Origin of the sequence: Fischerella sp. JS2 (assembly GCF_032393985.1) — a bacterium.
Taxonomy (GTDB): domain Bacteria; phylum Cyanobacteriota; class Cyanobacteriia; order Cyanobacteriales; family Nostocaceae; genus Fischerella.
Window position 1 is genome coordinate 109,359 of sequence record NZ_CP135918.1, and the last position, 21,318, is coordinate 130,676.

At 40.7% G+C, this 21,318-nt stretch carries 25 protein-coding genes; 13 read left to right on the forward strand and 12 right to left on the reverse strand.

Annotated features, from left to right (window positions below):
* Positions 1–41: 41 nt before the first annotated feature.
* Positions 42–1,439 carry an amidohydrolase gene (locus RS893_RS00500; RefSeq protein WP_315789305.1) on the forward strand — a complete coding sequence of 466 codons (1,398 nt, stop codon included), beginning with the start codon at positions 42–44 and terminating at the stop codon, positions 1,437–1,439.
* A gap of 118 nt (positions 1,440–1,557) precedes the next feature.
* Here the strand turns inward: RS893_RS00500 and RS893_RS00505 are convergent, their stop codons facing one another.
* Together RS893_RS00505 and RS893_RS00510 are read right to left on the reverse strand one after the other, a co-directional pair.
* Positions 1,558–1,737, reverse strand: a complete 180-nt coding sequence (locus RS893_RS00505) for a type II toxin-antitoxin system HicA family toxin (RefSeq protein WP_315789306.1) — start codon at positions 1,735–1,737, stop codon at positions 1,558–1,560.
* Positions 1,737–1,961, reverse strand: a complete 225-nt coding sequence (locus RS893_RS00510; RefSeq protein WP_315789307.1) for a hypothetical protein — start codon at positions 1,959–1,961, stop codon at positions 1,737–1,739. Before RS893_RS00510 ends, RS893_RS00505 begins: the two co-directional genes overlap by 1 nt.
* Before the next feature lie 146 nt (positions 1,962–2,107).
* Between RS893_RS00510 and RS893_RS00515 the strand changes: the two genes are divergently transcribed.
* Positions 2,108–2,251 carry a hypothetical protein gene (locus RS893_RS00515; RefSeq protein WP_315789308.1) on the forward strand — a complete coding sequence of 48 codons (144 nt, stop codon included), beginning with the start codon at positions 2,108–2,110 and terminating at the stop codon, positions 2,249–2,251.
* 81 nt (positions 2,252–2,332) lie between these two features.
* Here the strand turns inward: RS893_RS00515 and RS893_RS00520 are convergent, their stop codons facing one another.
* The 6 genes from RS893_RS00520 to rpiA form a co-directional block, all read right to left on the reverse strand.
* Positions 2,333–2,668, reverse strand: a complete 336-nt coding sequence (locus RS893_RS00520) for an HNH endonuclease signature motif containing protein (RefSeq protein ID WP_315789309.1) — start codon at positions 2,666–2,668, stop codon at positions 2,333–2,335.
* Between the two features lie 106 nt (positions 2,669–2,774).
* Positions 2,775–3,008, reverse strand: a complete 234-nt coding sequence (locus tag RS893_RS00525) for a hypothetical protein (RefSeq protein WP_315789310.1) — start codon at positions 3,006–3,008, stop codon at positions 2,775–2,777.
* Between the two features lie 784 nt (positions 3,009–3,792).
* Positions 3,793–5,568: a serine/threonine-protein kinase gene (locus RS893_RS00530; RefSeq protein ID WP_315789311.1), complete on the reverse strand. Its 1,776-nt coding sequence runs from the start codon at positions 5,566–5,568 to the stop codon at positions 3,793–3,795.
* A 66-nt stretch (positions 5,569–5,634) separates the two neighbouring features.
* Positions 5,635–5,940, reverse strand: coding sequence for a type II toxin-antitoxin system PemK/MazF family toxin (locus tag RS893_RS00535; protein ID WP_315789312.1), 306 nt, complete (start codon positions 5,938–5,940; stop codon positions 5,635–5,637).
* The gene (locus RS893_RS00540) at positions 5,927–6,151 is read right to left on the reverse strand and encodes a ribbon-helix-helix domain-containing protein (protein WP_315789313.1); all 225 of its coding nucleotides are present in this window, start codon (positions 6,149–6,151) and stop codon (positions 5,927–5,929) included. The genes RS893_RS00535 and RS893_RS00540 overlap by 14 nt, the downstream gene beginning before the upstream one ends.
* Positions 6,152–6,637: 486 nt before the next feature.
* Positions 6,638–7,348, reverse strand: coding sequence for a ribose-5-phosphate isomerase RpiA (rpiA, locus tag RS893_RS00545; RefSeq protein ID WP_315789314.1), 711 nt, complete (start codon positions 7,346–7,348; stop codon positions 6,638–6,640).
* Positions 7,349–7,617: 269 nt separating this feature from the next.
* On the opposite strand from rpiA, the gene RS893_RS00550 reads away from it, so the two are divergent.
* The 7 genes from RS893_RS00550 to RS893_RS00580 all read left to right on the forward strand — a co-directional run bounded on the left by RS893_RS00550 (position 7,618) and on the right by RS893_RS00580 (position 12,905).
* A complete protein-coding gene (locus RS893_RS00550; RefSeq protein ID WP_315789315.1) occupies positions 7,618–7,764 on the forward strand; it encodes a hypothetical protein in 147 nt (48 codons plus the stop codon).
* Between the two features lie 34 nt (positions 7,765–7,798).
* Positions 7,799–8,842 carry a 1,9-bis(guanidino)-5-aza-nonane synthase gene (locus RS893_RS00555; protein WP_315789316.1) on the forward strand — a complete coding sequence of 348 codons (1,044 nt, stop codon included), beginning with the start codon at positions 7,799–7,801 and terminating at the stop codon, positions 8,840–8,842.
* A 114-nt stretch (positions 8,843–8,956) separates the two neighbouring features.
* The gene (gene cbiD, locus RS893_RS00560; protein ID WP_315789318.1) at positions 8,957–10,036 is read left to right on the forward strand and encodes a cobalt-precorrin-5B (C(1))-methyltransferase CbiD; all 1,080 of its coding nucleotides are present in this window, start codon (positions 8,957–8,959) and stop codon (positions 10,034–10,036) included.
* Between the two features lie 202 nt (positions 10,037–10,238).
* Complete coding sequence (locus RS893_RS00565) at positions 10,239–10,979, forward strand: cobalt-precorrin-6A reductase (protein WP_315789319.1); 741 nt, start codon at positions 10,239–10,241, stop codon at positions 10,977–10,979.
* Positions 10,980–11,168: 189 nt separating this feature from the next.
* Positions 11,169–11,618: a DoxX family protein gene (locus RS893_RS00570; protein WP_315789320.1), complete on the forward strand. Its 450-nt coding sequence runs from the start codon at positions 11,169–11,171 to the stop codon at positions 11,616–11,618.
* Positions 11,619–11,779: 161 nt separating this feature from the next.
* Positions 11,780–12,253: a TspO/MBR family protein gene (locus RS893_RS00575; protein WP_315789321.1), complete on the forward strand. Its 474-nt coding sequence runs from the start codon at positions 11,780–11,782 to the stop codon at positions 12,251–12,253.
* Between the two features lie 178 nt (positions 12,254–12,431).
* Complete coding sequence (locus RS893_RS00580; protein ID WP_315789322.1) at positions 12,432–12,905, forward strand: TspO/MBR family protein; 474 nt, start codon at positions 12,432–12,434, stop codon at positions 12,903–12,905.
* A 74-nt stretch (positions 12,906–12,979) separates the two neighbouring features.
* Here the strand turns inward: RS893_RS00580 and RS893_RS00585 are convergent, their stop codons facing one another.
* The 3 genes from RS893_RS00585 to RS893_RS00595 all read right to left on the reverse strand — a co-directional run bounded on the left by RS893_RS00585 (position 12,980) and on the right by RS893_RS00595 (position 16,242).
* Positions 12,980–13,687, reverse strand: coding sequence for a M15 family metallopeptidase (locus tag RS893_RS00585; RefSeq protein ID WP_315789323.1), 708 nt, complete (start codon positions 13,685–13,687; stop codon positions 12,980–12,982).
* A 248-nt stretch (positions 13,688–13,935) separates the two neighbouring features.
* Positions 13,936–15,951 carry a glycoside hydrolase family 10 protein gene (locus RS893_RS00590; protein ID WP_315789324.1) on the reverse strand — a complete coding sequence of 672 codons (2,016 nt, stop codon included), beginning with the start codon at positions 15,949–15,951 and terminating at the stop codon, positions 13,936–13,938.
* Between the two features lie 150 nt (positions 15,952–16,101).
* Positions 16,102–16,242, reverse strand: a complete 141-nt coding sequence (locus tag RS893_RS00595; protein WP_315789325.1) for a hypothetical protein — start codon at positions 16,240–16,242, stop codon at positions 16,102–16,104.
* 306 nt (positions 16,243–16,548) lie between these two features.
* Here RS893_RS00595 and RS893_RS00600 point away from each other — a divergent pair, with 306 nt between their 5' ends.
* The 4 genes from RS893_RS00600 (at position 16,549) to RS893_RS00615 (ending at position 20,007) form a co-directional block, all read left to right on the forward strand.
* Entirely contained in the window at positions 16,549–17,856 is a 1,308-nt protein-coding gene (locus RS893_RS00600) for an AAA family ATPase (RefSeq protein ID WP_315789326.1), read from the forward strand.
* A 28-nt stretch (positions 17,857–17,884) separates the two neighbouring features.
* Positions 17,885–18,576 (forward strand): IS1 family transposase gene (locus RS893_RS00605; protein WP_315784082.1). Its coding sequence is split into 2 segments (ribosomal slippage): positions 17,885–18,209 and positions 18,209–18,576, totalling 693 coding nucleotides; the frame shifts between segments, so codons are not numbered across the junction.
* Between the two features lie 237 nt (positions 18,577–18,813).
* Positions 18,814–19,368 (forward strand): Rho termination factor N-terminal domain-containing protein, encoded by a 555-nt coding sequence (locus tag RS893_RS00610; protein ID WP_315789327.1) that lies wholly within the window; start codon positions 18,814–18,816, stop codon positions 19,366–19,368.
* 183 nt (positions 19,369–19,551) lie between these two features.
* Positions 19,552–20,007, forward strand: a complete 456-nt coding sequence (locus tag RS893_RS00615; protein ID WP_315789328.1) for a hypothetical protein — start codon at positions 19,552–19,554, stop codon at positions 20,005–20,007.
* A 67-nt stretch (positions 20,008–20,074) separates the two neighbouring features.
* Here RS893_RS00615 and RS893_RS00620 read toward each other — a convergent pair whose 3' ends face one another.
* Complete coding sequence (locus RS893_RS00620; protein ID WP_315789329.1) at positions 20,075–21,283, reverse strand: NupC/NupG family nucleoside CNT transporter; 1,209 nt, start codon at positions 21,281–21,283, stop codon at positions 20,075–20,077.
* Between the last annotated feature and the right edge of the window lie 35 nt (positions 21,284–21,318).

The window sequence follows — 21,318 nt, forward strand, 5'->3', positions numbered from 1 at the left end:
TTAGCTTGAGAGTTTAATTACTTAATTAAGGTTAAACATTAATGAACTTTACTATTGAGAATGCTTTAATTCCCGTTGAGGATGGTTACACTACCGTTGATGTGCAAGTTGTCGAGGGAATTATTAGGGCGATCGCACCTGGGCTAGAAGTGGTGGGAACCCCAATAAAGGGTGAAAATAAACTTTTATTACCAGGTTTTTTCAACGCCCATACCCATTCCTCAGAAATGTGGCAACGGGGGATCATGTCTATGTTACCCTTAGAATTATGGCTAGCAGAACTCTATGATTTTGCGCCTCTCGATCCCGAAAAAGTTTACCTCAGTGCTTTAGGAACAGCAGTCGAAACTTTACTTTCTGGTGGTACGAGCGTCGTAGATCATTTAGTATTGATACCTGGTAAAGAACTAGAAACGATCGCGACAGCAGTTAGTGCTTACAAAGAAGTTGGTATTCGGGCTTTTGTCGCACCCCTAATTCAAGATGAATCGATCACTGCTGGTATTCCATCCGGGGAAACTCAACAAAACCATGAACCTTATTTTCGCTCAACACAGGCAACATTAGAAATTATCGAAGAAGCGGTAAAACAGTTTCATCGTCCAGAAGCGGGTGTTAATATTCTCGTAGCCCCGACTGGTATTCAACTGTGTTCTGATGCCCTATTTGATGGATGTAGACAGTTAAGCGAAAAGTACAATCTTTGTCGTCACTCCCATTTACTGGAAACTAAAGCCCAAGAAAAACTTGCCCAAGAAAAATACGGTTGTACTGCCGTTGCACACCTGAAACGCATTGGTTTTTTAGACTATCGCACAACTTTAGCCCATTGCGTTCATCTCACTGACAATGACATAGCTATCCTCGCCCAAACTCAATCTACTGTTGTCCATAACCCCCTAAGTAACTTGCGTTTGGGTAGTGGCATCGCCCCAATTGTAAAATATCGGCAAGCAGGGGTAAACGTATCTTTTGGTTGTGATGGTGCATCTAGTAATGATTCCCAAGATTTATTAGAAGCAATCAAAATTGGTTCTATTTTACATAACGTCACTGATTTAGATTATCAGCACTGGATTACACCCAGACAAGCAGTAAAAATGGCATCTCTTGGTGGTGCAAAAGGATTAAATACACAAGATAAACTTGGTTCTTTAAGTGTTGGGAAAAAAGCAGATTTAGTACTTTATGATCTCACCAATTTATCACTACTACCACGTACAGATCCAATTGGTTTATTAGTTTTAGGACGTCCTAGCAATGTGGTTAGTGATGCGTGGGTAAATGGTAAACAAATAATTGCTGATGGTAAAGTTACAACTATTGATGTTGATAATTTGCGGCAAGAATTATTTAACCACAGTCAATGGGATACTCAACGCCAGTCTCAAACCGTTGCTCAAATTGAAGCGCATTATCGGTTAGTGATGGGGTTGTGATGAGAGAGCGATCGCATGTATTATGTGGTCTGAGCGATCGCTGTTCGATTGAAATTATTTAAGTTTGATCATAGGCAGCTAAAAATTCCTCACGTGAAATACCTATCTGAGTGCAAATTTATCTTAATGTACCGGATTTAATCTCCGAGTGGTTAGGCATTACTAATGGTGTCTCTGTACCATCATCATTTTTTCTAGTTATAACAATATGTTCACGTTCTCGAACAATATAAAAACCCAATAACTCAAATGCTTTGATAACTCTCTTTTTAGGCGCATCAACAGGGAACTTCGGCATTAAACAGCTACCTCAGTTTCTGTGAGAAAAGCATCAATCACTGGTGAATCATCTTCCAGCATTTCTTTACCAAATACTTCTACATAGCATCTAATAGCTGATTTCACATCAGCTAACGCTTCTTCAAATGTGTCACCTTGACCAACAACAGCCCCTTTAATACCTAACGGATAGGCAACATATCCATCTGGATGTTTTTCGATAATGATTTTAATGTGTTTCATTGGTATCAAGGAAAAATTTGGTAAATATCTTTACAATGAGCAATTTGCTGGCAAATTACTGTATTTATTTGTCTCTTTCTCAAGAGTAATGCCTATTCTGTAATCGCCGACGCGAATTTTATATTTATCATCGTTCTGACTGGGTCTTGACGAGAGGCAAAGAGCGATCGCATGATTTGAGTTTAGGCGATCGCTTGTCAATTTCTATAATTTGTAAGCTATATTTACGTCCTTTACTAAGTACAGCTTTGCGTAAATTCGTAGGGTTTTTAAACGCAGAGGGACGCTGAGGAAAGCGCAGAGGGACGCTGAGTCTTTTCTAATTTGACAACTCTCTTTTAAAGTTTATGGTTATTGTTTTGATTGATTACTTAGTTGGGGATCTTCATTCGGAGGATGTAAACCAGCTTGAACCCAAAAACCCAGCGCACTCCGAATTGAATCATCTTCTGGATAACGTTCGTCGTTAAGATCAAGGCGCTTGCAGGTTGCTCTACCAGTGGGGTAACTCCAACAATTATCCTACCATTTGCTGACCATATAAAATGCTCAGACCAAATTTGTTGACGGGGATTAAATAAGGGTACTATTGCTTTAGTCTCTAAGTCATATCCGGCGACAAAATTGTAGCGACGTTCATTGCAACGACGACAAGCCAAAGCTAAATTATTAAGTTCATCAGAACCACCAATAGACTTTGGTATCAAATGGTCTACTGTAAATCTTTTGTAGAAATGCGTTCTGGAGAATGGCAATACTCGCACAGATAATTTGCGCGTTTTCGCACAATTTCTTTAGTAGCATCATCAATCGTCATTTTTGAGCTACCAACATCGCATTTATATGAGTAAAAATCCTATCAAGTTCTCCGATTTCTTCAAGTTCGATAACTTTTTCTGGAGTTAGTAAATCAGCCTTTTTACGTTCTAAAAGTTCTTCCATTCGTGCTTGCAGTTCATCGTTAAATTTGAACAGATGAAAACTATCCAACTTTTCTACTTTGATACTTCCAAGTAAGGATGAAGATCTAGCAATTACAGTCGTCATATGAGAGCGCAAGGCAATTTATAATATGTGCTTATATTCTAATTCTTTAAGTCAAGCAATATAATTAGGACTTACGCAAAAACTCTCTCAAACTCTTATTCCTTCATGTACTTCGCGTCTACCCTTACGGGAAGCCACTTCGTGTCTACGCGGTTCGTTTTTCCGTTACCTGTGCGTAAGTCCTGATAATGTAACAACCCTAAATGAGTTGTGAAAATTAAGAGAACCAGATCCCCGACTTCTTGAAGGATACAGCTGGCGAATGGAGGGTCTGATCCCTCGTTCATCCACAAATTGGTTTTTAGAGATGCGTCATGGCACGTCTCTATAAGGATTTTGGGTAACACATAATTAATTTCTGGAGTTGTCTATTAACAATACAAGCCGATACATTAACAATGTAAACCAATACATTCGCAATACAAGCCAATACATTCGCAATGTAAGTCGATACATTAACATTGCCAGACGTTGCATTTAGATACACGGCTATCTATGCAAATACTAAACTACAGTACAGCTAACACTGGACAATCCCACAACCAAACATGAAAATTTCTCTTTCTTTATTAGACCTCTTGCAAAAATAAAAAGAACCCCTCCCCGTCCCTAAGCGAAGCGGGGAGGAGTAAGATTTCTTCCCCCCGCTTCGGGGGGCTTCGGGGTCCCCTCTGGGGTTGGGGGGGATTGAGGGGGGTTAATTCGACTTTTGCAAGAAGTCTATTCTCTAGCCCCAGTCCCCAATCCCTTCTTTTAACACAGCACTAATTGACTAGTCCCAAAATTATCCCCGTTGCCAAATTTTGATATTGCCACTATCATCGCAACTGGCTAACGTCTGCCCATCGGGACTGAAAGTGATACAATTAACCGAGTGGGAATACTTAGAGAAGGTGTAGATTTGATTGCCTATATCGATTTGCCACAGTTTGATAGTCTTATCCTTACTAGCAGTGGCTAATATTTTTCCATCTGGGCTAAAGGCTAGGGAATTAATTAATTCAGAATGACCGGATAAGGTACGAATAAGTTGCCCAGTAATTGGATTCCATAAATTGATTATTTTGTCCCTACTTCCACTGGCAATAATATTACCTTGAGGACTAAAAGCAACAGATAAAATAGCTTGATAATTTTCGGGGAATTTATACTCTTGTGCATTCTCATTCAGAGTACGAATTAACTTTCCTGTTTTCACACTCCATAGTTTAATTGTTGCATCATTGCTGCCACTGGCGAGAATCTGACTATCAGGACTAAAAGCAATAGAGTTAACAAGACCGAAATGACCGGCTATCTCATAAATGAATTCTCCTGTCTTTAGATTCCAAATACCAATTAAGGGAAAATCACGATAACCAATGACTGGATTAAATAATATTGTCCAATCTCTACTAGTAGCTATAAAATGACCATTTGGACTTATAGTGATTGGATAATAAAGGTATCCTTGCCATTTCAGAGTATGCAGTAGTTCTCCTGTAAGACAGTGCCAAATTCCGATTTTATTGTCAAAATAACTGAGATTAGTAGCAAGGGTCTGACCGTCAGGGTTAAAGGTGACGTGACCGTAACCTTTAAGACTCCTCAGTAATTCTCCTGAATGCAAATCCCAAAGTTTAACTTCGCCACCACCACTAGCAATAGTTTTTCCATCTGGACTAATGGCAATAGAATTCATCTTTGCGGAACCAGAGATGGTACGGATTTCTCTACTATTACTACCCCAAGTTTGAGTAGTAGACCCCAACAAATCCAACCACTTCTGCACTGACTGGGGACGATACCTGTAATTTAACGCCATCCCCCGCATAATTGCCTGATTTACGTTATCGCTAATGCTGGCATTAAAATCTTTTGGTGCTTGCAGGGTAAAGTTTTGCAATCTAGCTGGCACTGGCATTGGCAATTGTGCAGTCAGCAAAGCGTATAATGTAGCAGCTAAAGCATAGACATCAGTATATTCTCCCCGTTCAGCTTTAAGTTCATACTGTTCTGGTGGGGCAAAACCATGACTTACACTATTTGTATGTTCCTGAATAGTACCAGGGATAAATTGTCTAGCAATACCAAAGTCAATTAGTACAGCCTCCCATTTACCTGCACGCATCATAATATTACTCGGCTTCAAATCCCTATGCAGCAAGCCGCGTTCGTGAACTACAGTTAATGCATCGCCAATTTGCCGGATGTATAGCAGTGCTTCATCTTCTGATAACACCCCTTTTTTGGTGATCAGCTTCCCTAAATCTTCACCCTCAATGTATTCCATCGCCATACAAGGAAATTCGCCTTCGTTAAAGACGTTTTCTACCTGCACTACATGGGGATGACGACACAAAGCAAGGCGCAAAGCTTCTTCACAGAAATCTTGACGTAATTTACTTCGGTGTGGTACCCAAACAGGGTTATTAAAAATTTCTTCTTTATAAGTTTTAATTACTCGCAATTCACCACGTCGATTTTTAGCGAGGTAAGTAATGCCAATTCCACCTTCACCAAGCTTTCTTTCGATAAAATAGCGATCGCCAAACAACGACTGTCCTGGATTCCACACCATAAGTAATACTCAATTCATCTAATCCTATAAACTCAACCCAAGCCCAAATGCAGTTTTAATGCAGCATCAACATAATACCATCAACTCTTTGCTTAAACTACCTACAACTTCGCCAGTAATTCGTTGCTTGGAAATTGTTCTTACCTGCTGCGCTTGTATTTTTGAAGGTTTGGGTAAACCACTATCATCTGCATTAAGCAAGACCTCGAAGGGATAAACACGGTTAACATTAGAAGTTAGTGGTAAAATTGTTACCGTAGTAGCAGCACGATTATTCGCATCATTACTGACTATTAGTACTGGACGACGTTTATCTATTTCAGAACTTATCGCCGGACTAAGGTCTGCGTAATAAATATCACCACGTTTCATCTGTCAATCCATCTGCAACTGTTATATCCCAATCACTGTCAATTTCAGCAGATGCTTGACGGTAAGCTTCCTTTAATTCTCGATTCCGCAGTAATTCTAATGCTTCTTCTATAACTTGCGATCGCGATTTGCATCCTTTACTTAGTTTGTAATTTTCAATAAATTTCACTAAGGACGGTGGCAAGGAAATGGATAGTTTTTCGACATTCATATTCCTACTGTATAGTAGTAATAAAATTCCTACTAATATAGTAGCTTAGGCTTTGGAATTTTAGATTTTGGATCGATTCCACAAGATTTATCTAGGGGCTTTTAACATCAAGGAATAATTGGTCTACTCAACAAAATTGTAGAGACGCAAAAGCGTCTCTGTCACTTTAAATTAAGTAGGAAATCTGCCTTCTGCGGGGTTCCTACAAATTCGCGATTCGGAGAGGGAATTTGTGGGGAACCCCTTCTGCCCTCTGACTTGAAAGTAACCTCACAAGAACAGCCCCTTCACCCCTAATCCCCACTTCCTTAGGGGAGTGGGGCCCCCGAGTTCCCCAGAGGGGACCCCCCTTCCCCTCTCCGCGAGTTCAAAGAGGGGTGTCCGATAGGACGGGGTGAGATTTTTTCATGTTTGGCGGTAAAACTTGTTTCATCAAGACTGCCTTCTGCCTTAACCCAACGATAAATATTGATGTTAGGCTACTTTCTACATTTCCCGTACTACAGGTTGACCATCTTTGACTTCGCCAATCAAAACGCGATCTGCACAATTAACAAAGATGCCATTTTCCAAAACACCGGGAATGTTATTCAATGTTTTTTCGAGGTTAACTGGATCATCAATAGAGTCAAATTTGACGTCTATCACCATATTGCCTTGGTCTGTGATCACAGGCCCTGCTTTTTTCACACCCATTCGCAGTTCTGGTTTACCGCCAAGTTGTGTAACAGCACGCATTACAGGCGTAATAGCCATTGGTATGACTTCCACCGGCACAGCGAAAACTGAACCCAAGCGATCAACTAGCTTGCCACCATCCACAACGACAATAAACTGATCTGCTAGATAATCTACAACTTTCTCGCGGGTATGTGCAGCACCACCACCTTTAATTAAATTCTTCTGCAGATCGACCTCATCAGCACCGTCAATGGCAATATCGATGTGGTCAATAGCATCTAAAGTAGTTAAGGGAATACCGTATTCTTTCGCCAGCACTTCTGCTTGAAAAGAAGTGGGAACACCAACAATATCTTTGAGTTCGCCCGACTTGAGGCGTTCTCCAATATATTGAATCGCATAGGCTGTGGTTGAACCTGTACCTAAACCGACGATAGAACCTGATTTGACTAAGTCGGCGGCGGCTTTACCAACTTGTTGCTTCATCAATTTTACGGGGTCTGTTGCTGCGGTCATTCCCAACTCCTGAAAAGCTGATTTAACGTACAAGTAAATATTAGGGGAGATGGGGAGAGTGGGGAAGTGTGGGGAGTGTGGGGAGATGGGGAGGTGGGGAGGTGGGGAGTATGAGGGTGTGAGGGGTGTGTAGACGCGTAGCGGCTTAAGGTAAGGGTGGAGTAGTGAACAACTACTAACCACTAACCACTAACAACCAACAAACAATTTTAAGTAATGTAAACTTGGTAATAATATATTTATGTTTCCATAAATTTTTAGTACCCAAATTGACCAGTCAACTTTCCCAAAATCCTAATACCTGGGAACTCAATGTTAGATTAAGCAGAAAACGAGAATCTGACCCTGGTTTGTCATGGTACGACAAGAACGAAGCGCCTAGTATAGACTTGACTTTTCTGGATGTCGCTACGTAAGTCGTGTAACTTTTGAAATTCGGAGAAATGTACCATGAATCGGGAAACACTGTTGCAAGAAACCGTTAAACACATAGACATCAAACTTTTTGATGTAGTTGAACTGGTTGAAGCAATGAGTCAAACAGCATTTCAGGGCAGAAATCTAGGACGAGCAGCGAAAATTTATGATGAGATGCTGCAAGACCCAAATTGTACAATTATTCTCTGTCTCGCCGGCTCCTTGTTTAGTGCGGGTCTAAAGGAAATTGTCTACGACTTGATTACACACAATATGGTAGATGCCATAGTGTCTACTGGTGCGAACATTGTTGACCAGGACTTTTTTGAAGCACTTGGTTATCATCACTATGTTGGCGACCCCTTTGTAGATGATGAATTCCTCAGACAACAACGGATTGACCGCATTTACGATACATATATTGATGAAGATCAGTTGCGAATTTGTGATATGACTATTGCAGAAATTGCAGGTTCTTTATCACCCCGACCCTACTCTTCACGAGAGTTTATCCAGCACATGGGTGCTTACTTAGAGCATCGAGGTACAACAACTCAGTCTGTAGTGCTGGCTGCTTATCAACATCAAGTACCGATTTTTGTGCCTGCTTTCAGTGATTGTTCTGCTGGATTTGGTCTAGTACATCACCAGTGGCACTCTCCAGAGTCCCATCTGACAATTGATTCTGTGCGTGATTTCCGGGAATTGACGCAATGTAAACTAGCAGCAGGTGATACTGGTTTGGTAATGATTGGTGGCGGAGTACCAAAAAACTTTGCTCAAGATACAGTAGTAGCCGCAGAGTTACTTGGTTTTGAAACCGCGATGCACAAGTACACAATTCAAGTAACTGTAGCTGATGAGCGTGATGGTGGCTTGTCAGGTTCTACCCTTAAAGAAGCTCATTCGTGGGGTAAGGTAGATAAAACTACTGAACAAATGGTATTTGCTGAAGCAACTTTGGCTTTACCATTGATTGCTGGATATGTCTACGGTAAAGGAAATTGGAAATCTCGCTCAGGTCGTCAGTTAGCTAAATTGTTTAATCAACCTCAAACCAGTTCCTTAGCGGTTTAATTGTAATTAGGTGGGTTAGTAGTTTATTTAACCCACCAAGAAAAGGGTTAGAGCCTAATAACTGGATAAAAACCTTTTTTACTTCTGCCTTTTCCTGCCTTCTAACTTTACCCTATGGCTCGCACAGGTTACACTCTACCAGTATTTGCAGTAGCTGCTGCTAAGGCTGCTTTCATGCATCTAAGTAGCAAGGACTTACAGGTATCCGTTGAGATTGATCTACTACCTGGAATAGCAGAAATTCCTATTTCTCAGGTAGCAACGTTAGAACCAAACAGCGCCCTAGCTATTACCCTTAGTGATCCTGGTGATAACCTAGATTTAACCAGAAATACACCTATTTGGGCTTGGGTAAAATTGTCACAGCGACAATCTCAAGCTTTGGTTTTGGAAGCAGGTGAAGGTTTGGGAAAAACAGCTTCTGGGGAAGCAGCAATTTACAGCTATGCTCGTCGCCTATTTGATGCCAATTTACTACCTTTGATTCCTCCAGAGCAAACAGTGACAGTATCGATTATTCTTCCCGAAGGTCGGCAGTTGGCACAACGCACCTCCAATGAGGCCTTTGGCATTTTGGAAGGACTTTCATTATTGGGAACTAGTGGCATTTCTCAACCTCTATCTGCGGCTGATTATCTAGAAGAATTTCGACAGTCATTGCAAACTAAAATCAGAAATTATACTGATTTAGTATTTTGTATAGGTAGCAATGGTATGCAAGTAGCTCAACGTTTAGGCATACCAGAGTCAGCGATCGCACAAACTGGTAACTGGATTGGTGCCATGCTTGTAGAAGCTGGACTGTACCATGCAAACTCTGTTTTGTTGTTGGGATATCAGGGCAAGCTAATTAAGCTGGCAGGGGGGATTTTCAATACTTCTAGCCATTTGGCAGATGCCAAATTAGAAATCATCAGCGCAGCTGTAGTGGCTGTTGGCGGTGATTTACAGGCTGTTGGTGCAGTTTTAGAAGCCAAAACCGCCGATGCTGCACACAAAAAATTGATCGAACTGGGATTGTCGGAATTAGTATTTGGGAAATTAGCTGAAAAAATTAGTCAAAAAGCCACAGCTTATGTGCAGAAGTATGCAAATGTCACCTTAAAAGTTGGTACTGTATTGTTTGATCGTAAAGGTGAAATTATCAGCCAAGATTCACAAGCGACGGAATTACTGGGGAGAGTGGTGGGGTGATGGGAAGTGTGAGGGGTGTGTAGACGCGCTTTGCGCGGCTTCCCGTAGGGTGGGGTGTGAGAGGTGTGTAGACGCGTAGCGGCTTAAGGTAAGGGTGGAGTAGTAAACAACTACTAACCACTAATGTAAAGACGCGATTAATCTGTGAATGTACAGACGCGAGGAACATCGCGTCTGTAACCACTAACAACCAACCATTTATATGAAACGTCTTCTTATTCTTGGTGGAACAGGTGATGCTACTGAGTTAGCGTCTAAAGCCTCGATGATTAAGCAAATAGAAGTGATCACATCTTTAGCAGGTCGCACTCGTAATCCATTAGTACCTACAAGAATGGTGCGATTTGGTGGTTTTGGTGGCGAAGCGGGTTTAGTTGCATATTTGCGTGACGCAAAAATAGATTTGCTAATTGATGCTACTCATCCCTTTGCAGCACAGATTTCTTGGAATGCGGCGACTGCTGCTGCAAGCTGTAATATCCCTTATTTAATGTTTATTCGTCCAGCGTGGAAACGTGTTTCTGGGGATGAGTGGATAGAGGTTGATAGTGTGGAAGTTGCTGCTAGTGTGTTACCTGAATTTGCCAAACGGGTATTCTTGACTATTGGTAGACAGCAACTTGCTGCTTTTGCTAGCTTGGACAGTATTTGGTTTTTGATGCGGTTGATTGATCCACCTGCGCCTGATGCATTAGTACCATCAGGAATGATATTGTGCGATCGCGGCCCTTTTGCTTTAGAAAATGAACGTCGGTTGTTAATCAAACATCAGATTGATACTTTGGTAAGTAAGAATAGCGGTGGCGATGCTACTTATGCCAAAATCATTGCGGCGCGGGAGTTGGGGGTAAAGGTGGTAATGGTGAAGCGTCCACCCACTCCACCAGGAGAAAAAGTCAGCGATGTGGAAAGTACGATGCAGTGGTTAATTAATCAGTTGTGATATATTTTCCTCCTTATTTTTTGTACGTCGAACACCGATGCACACCGATGCACACAGATAAGAATAGATAGTTTGTGGCGTGCTTTGAAGGATAAGTTTATAGATATTGCTGTAGGAAAAGCTAACTTGGGATAGAAGTACGATCACTAGTCAATATTTAGTATTTGAGTACTGTTTGTTATATTGACTATGTCTTTATTGCCTAATTTAGAGCATCGTCGTAAAGAAATTCTCCGTGGAGTTCTTGCTGTTTGTATTATCATTGTTGGTATTACCCATTTTATTAGACCGGAGCAATATGCCCGCATTGTTCCACCACCATTTCCACCTTTTGCATCGGTTTATATTAGTGGTTTTTTTGAAATTTTAGGTGGTATTGGTTTAATGATTCCATTTGTGAGTGTCGCCGCAGCATGGGGATTAATAGCTCTCTTTATTGCTGTATTTCCTGCCAATATTTATATGACTTTGCACAATATTAAAGTTGAGGGAATTCCTCATAATCAACTACTTTATATAGTAAGGCTACCTTTTCAAGCAGTTTTAATTGCCTGGGCATATTGGTACACTCGCAACCCAGAAACACAATTAGGAGCATCGAAAGTTACTAAAAAATTAGAGGATTCTTCTTTGGTTTAGTAAAGATGTTAGTAAGACACAAACAATAAAAATAAATATTTGGCAGCTTATCTCTATAGCTAGATTCAGATTTTACACTGATTCAAACTCAGGATGGATGAGTAAGAAACGTACAAATTGACAAAATCTGACTAGATCGCAAAGGGTGAGGACAATAATGCATGATTAAATCTTGGATGGTAATTGGTGGGGTTGCTTTTTTAGTTGCTTTATGTGCTAACTTCATCACTCCTAGCGATCGCAAATGGTTTAAACGTCTACAAAGACCAAGATGGCTCACATTTGAAGCAGCGATTCCTGTAATTTGGACTGTGGTATTTATTTGTGGCGCTTGGTCTGCTTATATTGTTTGGGAAAAAAACCCAGGGACAACTACAACCTGGTTATTAATGGGGTTATATCTGCTTTTAGAAATTGTTACTATTGCCTACAATCCTGTAATGCTTAGGACTCGCCATTTGAGAGTAGGTACAATTCTAGGAGGAACGGGTGTTGTAATCGGGGTGATATTAGCGATCGCAGTTTATCCCATTTCTGGTTGGGCAACACTGTTACTTATACCTTATTTATTGTGGAGTCCTATCGGTACATATACAACTAAAGTTATGGAACGCCTCAATCCTCAAGATGTTTAATATTAGTTAGTAAATAGCAGTAAGTAGTTAGTAATTAGTAGATAGGTAGTTTAGCGCTAACAACTAACTATTAACTACTAACAATCAACAATATGACTAACGACTGATTAAACTCAGATCCTAAATTGTCAAAATTGCTGTGTAAGTCTTGACAAAATACACAGTAAGGAGTAGGAAAATGATTCAATCTTGGATGGTAATTGGGGCTGTAACTTTTTTAGTTGCAGTTGGTAGTTTTTTTATTACACCACGTGATGTGAAATGGTTTGCCCAACTAAGTCGCCCGCGTTGGCTAGTATTTGAGCCGCTAATACCTTTTATTTGGACTGCAATTTTTATTTGCGGTGCTGCTTCTGCTAATATTATTTGGCAAAAAAATCCAGGCAGTTTAATAACTTGGTTGCTAATGGGTTGCTATCTGTTGCTGGAAATTATTACTGTCACCTATATACCCTTAATGTTGAGGTTTCGCAGCCTCAGAATCGGAGAAATGATTGGTTCTGTTGGTCTTGTTTTAGGTATAGTGCTAGCGTTATCTGTTTTGCCTATTTCTCGACTAGCTAGCTTATTGTTGGTTCCTTATTTGGTTTGGAGTCCAGTCGGAACCTATACGACTGAGGAGTTAATTCAGCTAAATCCCGAAGATGCGTAGGTGTTGTTGGTTGTTGGTTGTTTGTTGTTTGGAAGTACTTAACAATTAACTAGCAACAACCAATAACCAAATAACTAAATTAGCCTACCGTAACGTGCAAATAGATTTTGACTCGGATTGGCTTGATTATGCAACCAAGCCCACATCTGATCACCAATGGAAAAATGCCACCACTCGCGGGGGTTGCGTTTAAAATCGGCTTTCTCCATCACATCTCGCAGTAGCAGACGGTTAGCATGATATTGTTGTGCTACTTTTTGTTTACTATTGGCATAATAATCAGGAAGCGATCGCTCTGACATTTCATCTATCGGCGAACCCATATCCACAATTGCGCCGTTTTCATCTAGTAGCGTTACATCCACAGCAGCACCAGTACTATGAGGCGGTGGTGTGTTTATATCTAAACTAGGTTCAGCCCAGATTTGATAAACTTCTTGCCAAATTTCTTGACGTTGAGTTACTGATAAATTTGCCTCAACAAGTCCTCTATTCCTTACCGCTTCGGCAAAACTGTAATTTACCATAAACTGTTGCACAGCAACGGGACGATAAGCATCAAAAATTTGAATCCGCCAGTCGGGATGCAGCAACTGTAAGTGATTTTGGGCTGTGATCAAGCTTTCAACAACACTTTGGCGCAAAAAATAGGGAGAATGTTCCCCATAAGGCGCACCTAATTTTTCATAAGGATGAGGAGACTCTACTGCAAACATTGTCAAAGGAATAGCTATTAGCGGTTCGCCACACTCTTGAATGGGAACTTGATGATAAGGTCTCATACCAATTTTGGATTTTAGATTTTGGATTTTAGATTAGGAATCATTGCTAATAGCTTAAGTCAGCTTTTAGCTGACTAATTCTACTAATATCAAGTCTGGAGAATCACTTTATATTGCTACTGCGATGCTCTAAAGGAGCAGTCTTTGACGATCACAATTATTAGGTAATCCCCCAATTACCAATTATCCATTACCAATTACCAACACAGGCAAATAGTATAAGTGTGCTAGCGGACATAATACAAGCTTTAACTAACTCCTATTACAGCTCCTGCACTTTCATTTGCCAGCCGATCTACTGCACATATAGCATAGGTTCCTGGTTCAACGGTAGCAAAGGTGGTGCTAGCAGGCAAAACTCGCTGCAATGTCCAAGTATCACCACTATACCTGTAAACTGTCCAAGAACGAATCTGACTGTTATCACCTGGTTTCCAAGTCAATTTACGGTTGCTAACTTGTAGCGCTGTGGGGGGTGTTGGTGGTATGGTATTCTGCCAAGATAAAGTCGGAGGTAAGGCAGGTTTGTTGTAAAGCAGTTGCAATTTATCAGCGATGCCCTGACTATTTTCCATTAAAACACCCACGTTAAAGAAGATGTTCCCCAAGGACAACTGTTCAGCTTGGCTGCGACTAATTTTTACCTGCTTTTCAATTTCGCCACTTTCGCGACTCTTGTTATTTGGTTCTGTGAGATTGTTACCTGCATAAACGTGTCTTTGCTTAGTGTTAATCTGTGTCCACCACTTCAATAAGGCGGAATAACTTTGTTGGGTTTGGTCGGTGCGCCAGTAAAGCTGGGGAGCAATATAATCAATCCAACCTTGTTCTAGCCATTTTTTAGAGTCGGCATACAGGACATTATAAGCATCTAATCCGGTAATACCTGGGGGCTGTCCGGGGCGATAGATACCAAAGGGACTAATGCCAAATTTGACGTAGGGTTTGGTGGCTTTGATCCCTTGCCAAAGGCGCTGTACCATTTTGTTAACATTGTCTCTGCGCCAATCAGCAAGACTGAGTGTACCACCAACTGCTTTATATGCAGCGTAGGTTTTGTCATCGGGAAAAGATTGACCCTCTACGGGATAGGGATAGAAATAGTCGTCTAAGTGAATGCCGTCAACATCGTAGCGTTTCACCACATCCATGATCACGTTGTAAGCCCGATCCTGGACTATTTTCACTCCTGGGTCCATCCAGCGTTGAGTTTTCCACAGGTAGACGCATTCTGGATTGGTAACTGCGAGGTGGGGGCGAACATTTTTAGCTGGATTAGTGGAAGTACTAGCCCGGTAAGGGTTAAACCAAGCATGAAGTTCAATATTGCGCTTGTGACATTCAGCGATCGCAAACTCCAAAGGGTCATAAAATGGATCTGGCGCTTTCCCCTGAGTTCCTGTTAACCAAGCACTCCAGGGTTCTAGTTGGGAAGCATACACTGCATCTCCCTCGGGTCGTACCTGAAGTATTAAGGCGTTGAAATTGAGAGCATCTAATTTTTCAATAATCTTGATTAACTCAGATTTTTGCTGGGCAACACTCAGTCCTGGTTTAGAAGGCCAGTCACTATTCCACACACAAGCTACCCAAGCCCCCCGGAACTCTCGTTTGTGGCTGACAATTGCAGCAGGGGTCGGTATATTTCCTGGTTCTGGGGCAACAACAATATAGCTGGAGGCTATTTTTTCAGCGTTACCCTGATATACTAGGGCTTGATATACAATCGCTGCCACATCACCTCGGGTTGCTGCTACATTCGGGTTAAGTATTTTTACGTTAGGAAAATTAGCGACTATACCAGCACGAGTGGCTATTGCTACTGCATTTTTGGCGTATTCAGGAATACTAGCTGCATCGTTATAGATAAAGGGAAGTGTGGGTAACAAGTCAGGTTTAATACTGGTAGCTAGACCTAAACCACTGACTAAAGATACCAAAACATCGCCTCTAGCAATTCTATTATTAGGACGAAAGCTGCGATCAGGATAGCCAGATAGAAATCCTATTTCGTAAGCTTTTTTAATAGCATTTGCTGCCCAGTGGTTAGCAGGAACATCAGTAAACGGCACATACTCCCGCTTGGCAGGTTGGTTAAAAACTGTGGCAATTATCGCAGCAAACTCCGCACGAGTTACTGAGTTATCGGGACGAAACGTGCCATTTGGATACCCATTTAAAATTTTACGTTGGGCTAAAGCTTCAATAAAAGCGCGGGCCCAGTGATTTTGAATATCCGAAAAGCGAGTAGAAGTAGATACCATATCCAACCCCAGCTAACTAGATTGATTTTAGTCAGCTTTGTAATTTTTAGGACGGTTTTTCCATTACTCTTTAGGTTTATCTCAATTGCTGCGATCGCAACCGTAAGGTTCCCATTCGCTCTATTCAAAGGCGCAATTATATGGTAGTGCCTATTCTTTCGAGCAAACAGCGTGACTATAAGCGCCACCATCGTTAATTTTTTGAGTTTGATTACTCTTTGATCGCCATAACATCAACACACCAATGACAAAACTTTGTGATGCTGTACTGTTACAAATTGTGTAAGACATCGTGCTATTTTCTGAGTCCACCTGCACATGCGGGTGGTTTTTGTTGGCGATCTAGCCTTAGATGAGTCTATCGCTCTTTGATCGCCACAACATCAACACACCAACGACAAATCTTTGTTACGTCATACTGCTAGAAATTTTGTAGGACATTATGCTCTTTTCCTGCGCCCACCTGCATATGCGGGTGGTTTTTGTTTGCAATGAGCGATCGCCCAGGAGACATGGCAAATCTTAAGTTACTTAATATACTAAGTATCAAGCTACTCTTGAGAGTAGCTCTGTGTTTGCCAAGGTAACTTAATTTTTATGGATTATTCCCCAATAAAACAAGCACTAATAAACGTTCCAGAGAATGCACAAGAATCAACAGTCTGTAGCATATTTATCTCAGAGCTACTAAAAACTTTGGGTTTTGATGTAATGGAAACTGTTTGGCAGTTTAATACTGGGAACGGTGGAAATACTGTTGATTACGCTGTTCGCAAGAACTCAGATGGCGATAGCTTCATCATAACCCAATCCAACCCCTACCTATTGTTGGAAGCAAAAGGCAGGAATATAAACCTTAGCTCAAATTCGGCACATTACAAGTCAGCTGTTTTCCAGATAAAACGTTATCTACTTGCCCCTAACTGCAAATCAGCTCAATGGGGAATTATTACCAACGCCAACCATATTCAGTTGTTTAGAAAACATGGCAAGGTTGTCCACCCTGCGCTTCCTTGTTTGGAAGTTACTCCAGACAACCTAGATAAAGTTGTCTCAACAATCAAGCACAAGATTGATTGTCCACAAAAAGCGTTAACTGTGGCAATCTATAATAACAAAGGCGGAGTAGGAAAAACTATTACTACAGTCAACTTAGCAGCAATTTTGGCAATGTTAGGAAAGCGATCGCTCATTGTTGACTTTGATCCTAATCAGCAAGACCTAACTAACTCACTTGGTTTGAAATCAAAAGAAGATAGCTTATTTGCTTGGTTGATAAATAAAAGTAGTCCCGCACCTGATGGATTAGTAAATCCATGTAAAGTTTCTCCAAAAACAGGTACAGTATGGCAGTTTGACATTATTGCTAGTGATGAAAAACTTCAAAATTTGCCAGAAGACAAGCTGCTTCAACATATAAATCATGGCAGACTACGACAAGCCTTAGAACCATTCAAATTTGAATACGACTATATTTTGATTGACTCTCCGCCCAATTGGAGATTTTTTAGTAAAAGTGCGGTTTATGCAGCAGATGTAGTTTTGATTCCCACAAAACATAACAACATCTTTTCTTTGGAAAATGCTGCGACTGCCATTAGACGTTTTGTCCCCCAAATTCAAAACGAGAGGAAAGACGGAGGGCCGATTGCTCTACCCATCTTTTACAATGGTAAGTCTATTACAGAAGCAGCAAGACTCAACGCAGAACAGGCAATAGACAAAATCATTGGAACAGCCAAAAAAGATAAAGTTCATCCTTTTGATCTCACACCATACTTTTATCCCAGATCCACTCCAGCAAACATAGACCGCCACATTTTTTCCATACCAAGTTACGCACACATTGCAGGTGCTGCCTTTGATCGTATACCTGCTGCTTATAAAAAAAAGGGCGTTGCATAATAGCGGTATGAATTGAGGTCAATTAATCATGGAATGTCCACGCTGTGGATCTTGTCATAACCGTAAGAATGGAAAGAAAAGAGGTAAACAGAATCACATTTGCTGTGATTGTGGTCGTCAATTCATTGATGTCTATAAACCACCCAGGGGCTACTCGGATGAAATCAAACAAGAATGCCTAAAAATGTACGTCAATGGTATGGGATTTCGTGGAATTGAAAGGGTGAAAAACGTTCATCATACTACCATTATTCATTGGGTTAAACGAGTGGGTACACAATTGGCGGATACACCAAATTCAAAGGAAATTCCGCAGGTGGGAGAACTAGATGAATTAGAAACATTTATTGGTTCAAAAAAAATAAAATCTGGTTGTGGACGGCGGTAAATCACTTTACTCAAGGTATTCTTGCTTGGGTTTTAGGTGATCGTAGTTCGACTACTTTCCAACAGTTATGGAACATTGTCCAGTGTTGGCAGAGTTATTTTTACGTCACAGATGGATACCCTGTTTACCCTTGTTTTGTTCCTGATGGTGACCAAATTGTGAGTAAGACCTACATGACACGAGTCGAAAATGAAAACACAAGGCTTAGACATTATTTGGCTCGTCTTCATCGTAAAACTTTATGTTATTCCAAAACCGAGGAAATGCTGAGATACTCTGTTCGATTGTTATTGCACTACCTCAAATATCGTTCTGTTCCCTTACCTGCCTAAAACATACCTTTATTCAGCAACGCCAAAATAAGACAGCTTATGAATATTATTTGGCACTAACGAAGGAATACTTTTTGCAATAAGAGGTTTAAAAATATGGGTGTAAGCAACGTTGGGAACTTAATGTGTCTTTACAGGCATGAAATTAATCCAGGTATAGGCACGGATGCATCAGAGTTTCTGATCAAAGCAGCTGCGAGAGTGCTAGTTGAGTCGGGGGGTCGCAACTGGGTTCCAGTGATTGTTAAAGAAACAGGTGAAGACCAGTATGAAGTCATTGGTAATTCATTTGTTTATGCCATCGCTGAGGAAGCTAGTTTAGAAAAGGTATGGTGCGTTGTCACAGATTCCAGTGAGAAAACAATTGAGTTAACTAGGATTCTAACTGGTGATTTAATACCTAAAGTTAACTTGTCAACTGCAAGCAGGGACGAAATCCACGCGGCTTTGCAATACCTTATTGAAAAACCCAATAGTGAATTAGCAGGGGTAAAATTGGCGATCACGACCAATCGCCTTGAGGAAGCTCAACGCCAAGATTGGAAAAACTTTGAGCCGATCACAAAATTAAAATGCGGCATAACTAAAGGAAAGAAACTGGATGCGCTTAAAGAAGTCTTTTATCTCACTCCTCAATCGACACCAGAAGTTGTAACACCAAAAGCAGCTAGTGAGGTCAATTTAAATACTTTGACACTTACCCAACTTAAGGATATGGCAAAAAAGCAAGGAATTCCTGGATTTGCTAGGAAGAAAAAACAAGAGTTAGTTGCTTTGCTATCGACAAGTTAATTTGATAAATATTTTATACGTAGGTGACGTTAATTTCAGTAAAAGCGATCGCTTTCCTACAATTCAATTATTAAATCAAAATATTTTTTTAATTATAATTTTGTAGTCAGCTTAGCTTTTACTTCTATGACCCTTTGTTAGCCTATCGGATGTAAATCAGATAGAGGAAAATCGATATTGCCAGTGCAAAAACGTAATCTAATCTATCTATTATTGATGTTGGTCTTATTGGGTATTCTTGGGTTTTCTTATGTTTCACAGCGATCGCCTCTCATTAGTTGTCAGCAATCTGAATTTCTTTCCAGATCAACAAGTAATAAATTTTACATCCATCCAGACAAAATCGTAGTTGAGCCTTGGCGTGGTCGGCATCATGTGTATGCTATCTTCATGCTTCCGAGTGGATACATCAACGACCATTTTTTAAAAGTGACAATAGAAGGAATGGATAGTATCTGCGGAGTTGTGACCTATCTAGGTCAAAATTCCGCTGAGGGTATTAATGCCAAGCCAGGGTATTATCTAAGCAAAGGATGGTTGCAAACTCGTATGGCTTTATGGTTAATGATTCAAGGCAAGTACAAACAATTAAAGCAGTCACACAATTGGATATTAGGATATACAAAGAAGCAATATTAGGGTAATGGGTAATTGGTAATGGATAATTGTGCGATCGCTTAAGCCTATATCTGCATTCATATAGATATCAAATTAACATTCCAGCTATACAAGCAGTAATAAAACCAGCAAGTAATCCGCCAATCATTGACCTGACACCCATACGAGCTAAATCATGTTGTCGCTGGGGTGCAATACCAGTAATGCCGCCAATAGTAATACCAATTGAACCGATATTAGCAAAATTACATAATGCATAGGTAGCAATAATTATAGAGCGTTGAGATATTTCTTGCTTCTCAATAAGTGTTTTCAAATCCAAGTAAGCAATAAACTCATTTAAGATTGTCTTTTTACCTAACAAAGCTCCGATTTTACCGCAATCGCTCCAAGGTACGCCCATCAACCAGGCTACAGGAGCCATAACCAAAGACAAGATCCACTCTAATGAGAGTTGGCGTAAACCTATTAATCCCCCAATCCATCCCAGCAGGGCATTTACCACTGCTAACAAACCCAAAAAGGCAATAATCATTACTCCTACATTTACAGCTAACTTTACACCATCCAGGGCTCCGGTGGTCGCAGCATCAATAGCATTGACATAATTAGTCTTGACATTCATCTGAACTTTACCCACTGTGTCAGGTACTTCTGTTTCTGGATAAAGTAATTTTGCTACCACTAACGCCGTAGGAGCAGTCATGAAAAAAGCAGCAATTAGATGTTCTGCTGGTATACCAAATGACAGGTATGCTCCCAGCACTCCACCTGCTACTGTAGCAAAACCTCCTGTCATTACCGCAAATAGTTCTGATTGCGTCATTGTCTCTACATAAGGCTTCACCATCAATGGTGATTCAGTCGGACCCAGAAAAATATTACCAGCAGTTGATAAGGACTCAGCCCCTGAAGTTTTCATCGTCTTCATCATTACCCACGCCAAAGCGTTCACTACCCACTGTAAAATGCCGTAGTGATACAACACACTGATAAATGCAGAGAAAAAGATAATGGTGGGTAAAACTTGGAAAGCAAACAAATGCTCTTTGTAATTGTCTCCAAAAACAAATTTAGCACCCACGTCAGAAAAGGCTAAAAAATTACTAACGACATCACCTAAAGACTTAAAAACTGTTAACCCGCTAGGAGTTTTGAGAATCAGCAGCGCCACAATAAATTCTAAACCTAATCCCCACGCCACCGTTCGCCAACGTACTGCACGACTTTGCACAGATAAAGCGTAGGAAATGCCAAGGAAAACTATTAACCCCAGGGCTGAAATAACACGCTCCATGATAGCTTCTCTTGTAGAAGATTAAGGCAGAGATT

Excerpts from the sequence above, each read along its gene's own strand:
- rpiA (WP_315789314.1), bottom strand. The coding sequence starts at position 7,348 with ATGACCGCAGCAACAGACCCCGTAAAATTGATGAAGCAACAAGTTGGT.
- RS893_RS00510 (WP_315789307.1), bottom strand. The coding sequence starts at position 1,961 with ATGAAACACATTAAAATCATTATCGAAAAACATCCAGATGGATATGTT.
- RS893_RS00540 (WP_315789313.1), bottom strand. The coding sequence starts at position 6,151 with ATGAATGTCGAAAAACTATCCATTTCCTTGCCACCGTCCTTAGTGAAA.
- RS893_RS00575 (WP_315789321.1), top strand. The coding sequence starts at position 11,780 with ATGATTAAATCTTGGATGGTAATTGGTGGGGTTGCTTTTTTAGTTGCT.
- RS893_RS00585 (WP_315789323.1), bottom strand. The coding sequence starts at position 13,687 with ATGAGACCTTATCATCAAGTTCCCATTCAAGAGTGTGGCGAACCGCTA.
- RS893_RS00535 (WP_315789312.1), bottom strand. The coding sequence starts at position 5,940 with ATGAAACGTGGTGATATTTATTACGCAGACCTTAGTCCGGCGATAAGT.
- RS893_RS00530 (WP_315789311.1), bottom strand. The coding sequence starts at position 5,568 with ATGGTGTGGAATCCAGGACAGTCGTTGTTTGGCGATCGCTATTTTATC.
- RS893_RS00570 (WP_315789320.1), top strand. The coding sequence starts at position 11,169 with ATGTCTTTATTGCCTAATTTAGAGCATCGTCGTAAAGAAATTCTCCGT.
- RS893_RS00580 (WP_315789322.1), top strand. The coding sequence starts at position 12,432 with ATGATTCAATCTTGGATGGTAATTGGGGCTGTAACTTTTTTAGTTGCA.
- RS893_RS00600 (WP_315789326.1), top strand. The coding sequence starts at position 16,549 with ATGGATTATTCCCCAATAAAACAAGCACTAATAAACGTTCCAGAGAAT.
- RS893_RS00620 (WP_315789329.1), bottom strand. The coding sequence starts at position 21,283 with ATGGAGCGTGTTATTTCAGCCCTGGGGTTAATAGTTTTCCTTGGCATT.
- RS893_RS00500 (WP_315789305.1), top strand. The coding sequence starts at position 42 with ATGAACTTTACTATTGAGAATGCTTTAATTCCCGTTGAGGATGGTTAC.
- RS893_RS00525 (WP_315789310.1), bottom strand. The coding sequence starts at position 3,008 with ATGACGACTGTAATTGCTAGATCTTCATCCTTACTTGGAAGTATCAAA.
- RS893_RS00590 (WP_315789324.1), bottom strand. The coding sequence starts at position 15,951 with ATGGTATCTACTTCTACTCGCTTTTCGGATATTCAAAATCACTGGGCC.
- cbiD (WP_315789318.1), top strand. The coding sequence starts at position 8,957 with ATGGCTCGCACAGGTTACACTCTACCAGTATTTGCAGTAGCTGCTGCT.
- RS893_RS00565 (WP_315789319.1), top strand. The coding sequence starts at position 10,239 with ATGAAACGTCTTCTTATTCTTGGTGGAACAGGTGATGCTACTGAGTTA.
- RS893_RS00595 (WP_315789325.1), bottom strand. The coding sequence starts at position 16,242 with ATGTCTTACACAATTTGTAACAGTACAGCATCACAAAGTTTTGTCATT.
- RS893_RS00505 (WP_315789306.1), bottom strand. The coding sequence starts at position 1,737 with ATGCCGAAGTTCCCTGTTGATGCGCCTAAAAAGAGAGTTATCAAAGCA.
- RS893_RS00555 (WP_315789316.1), top strand. The coding sequence starts at position 7,799 with ATGAATCGGGAAACACTGTTGCAAGAAACCGTTAAACACATAGACATC.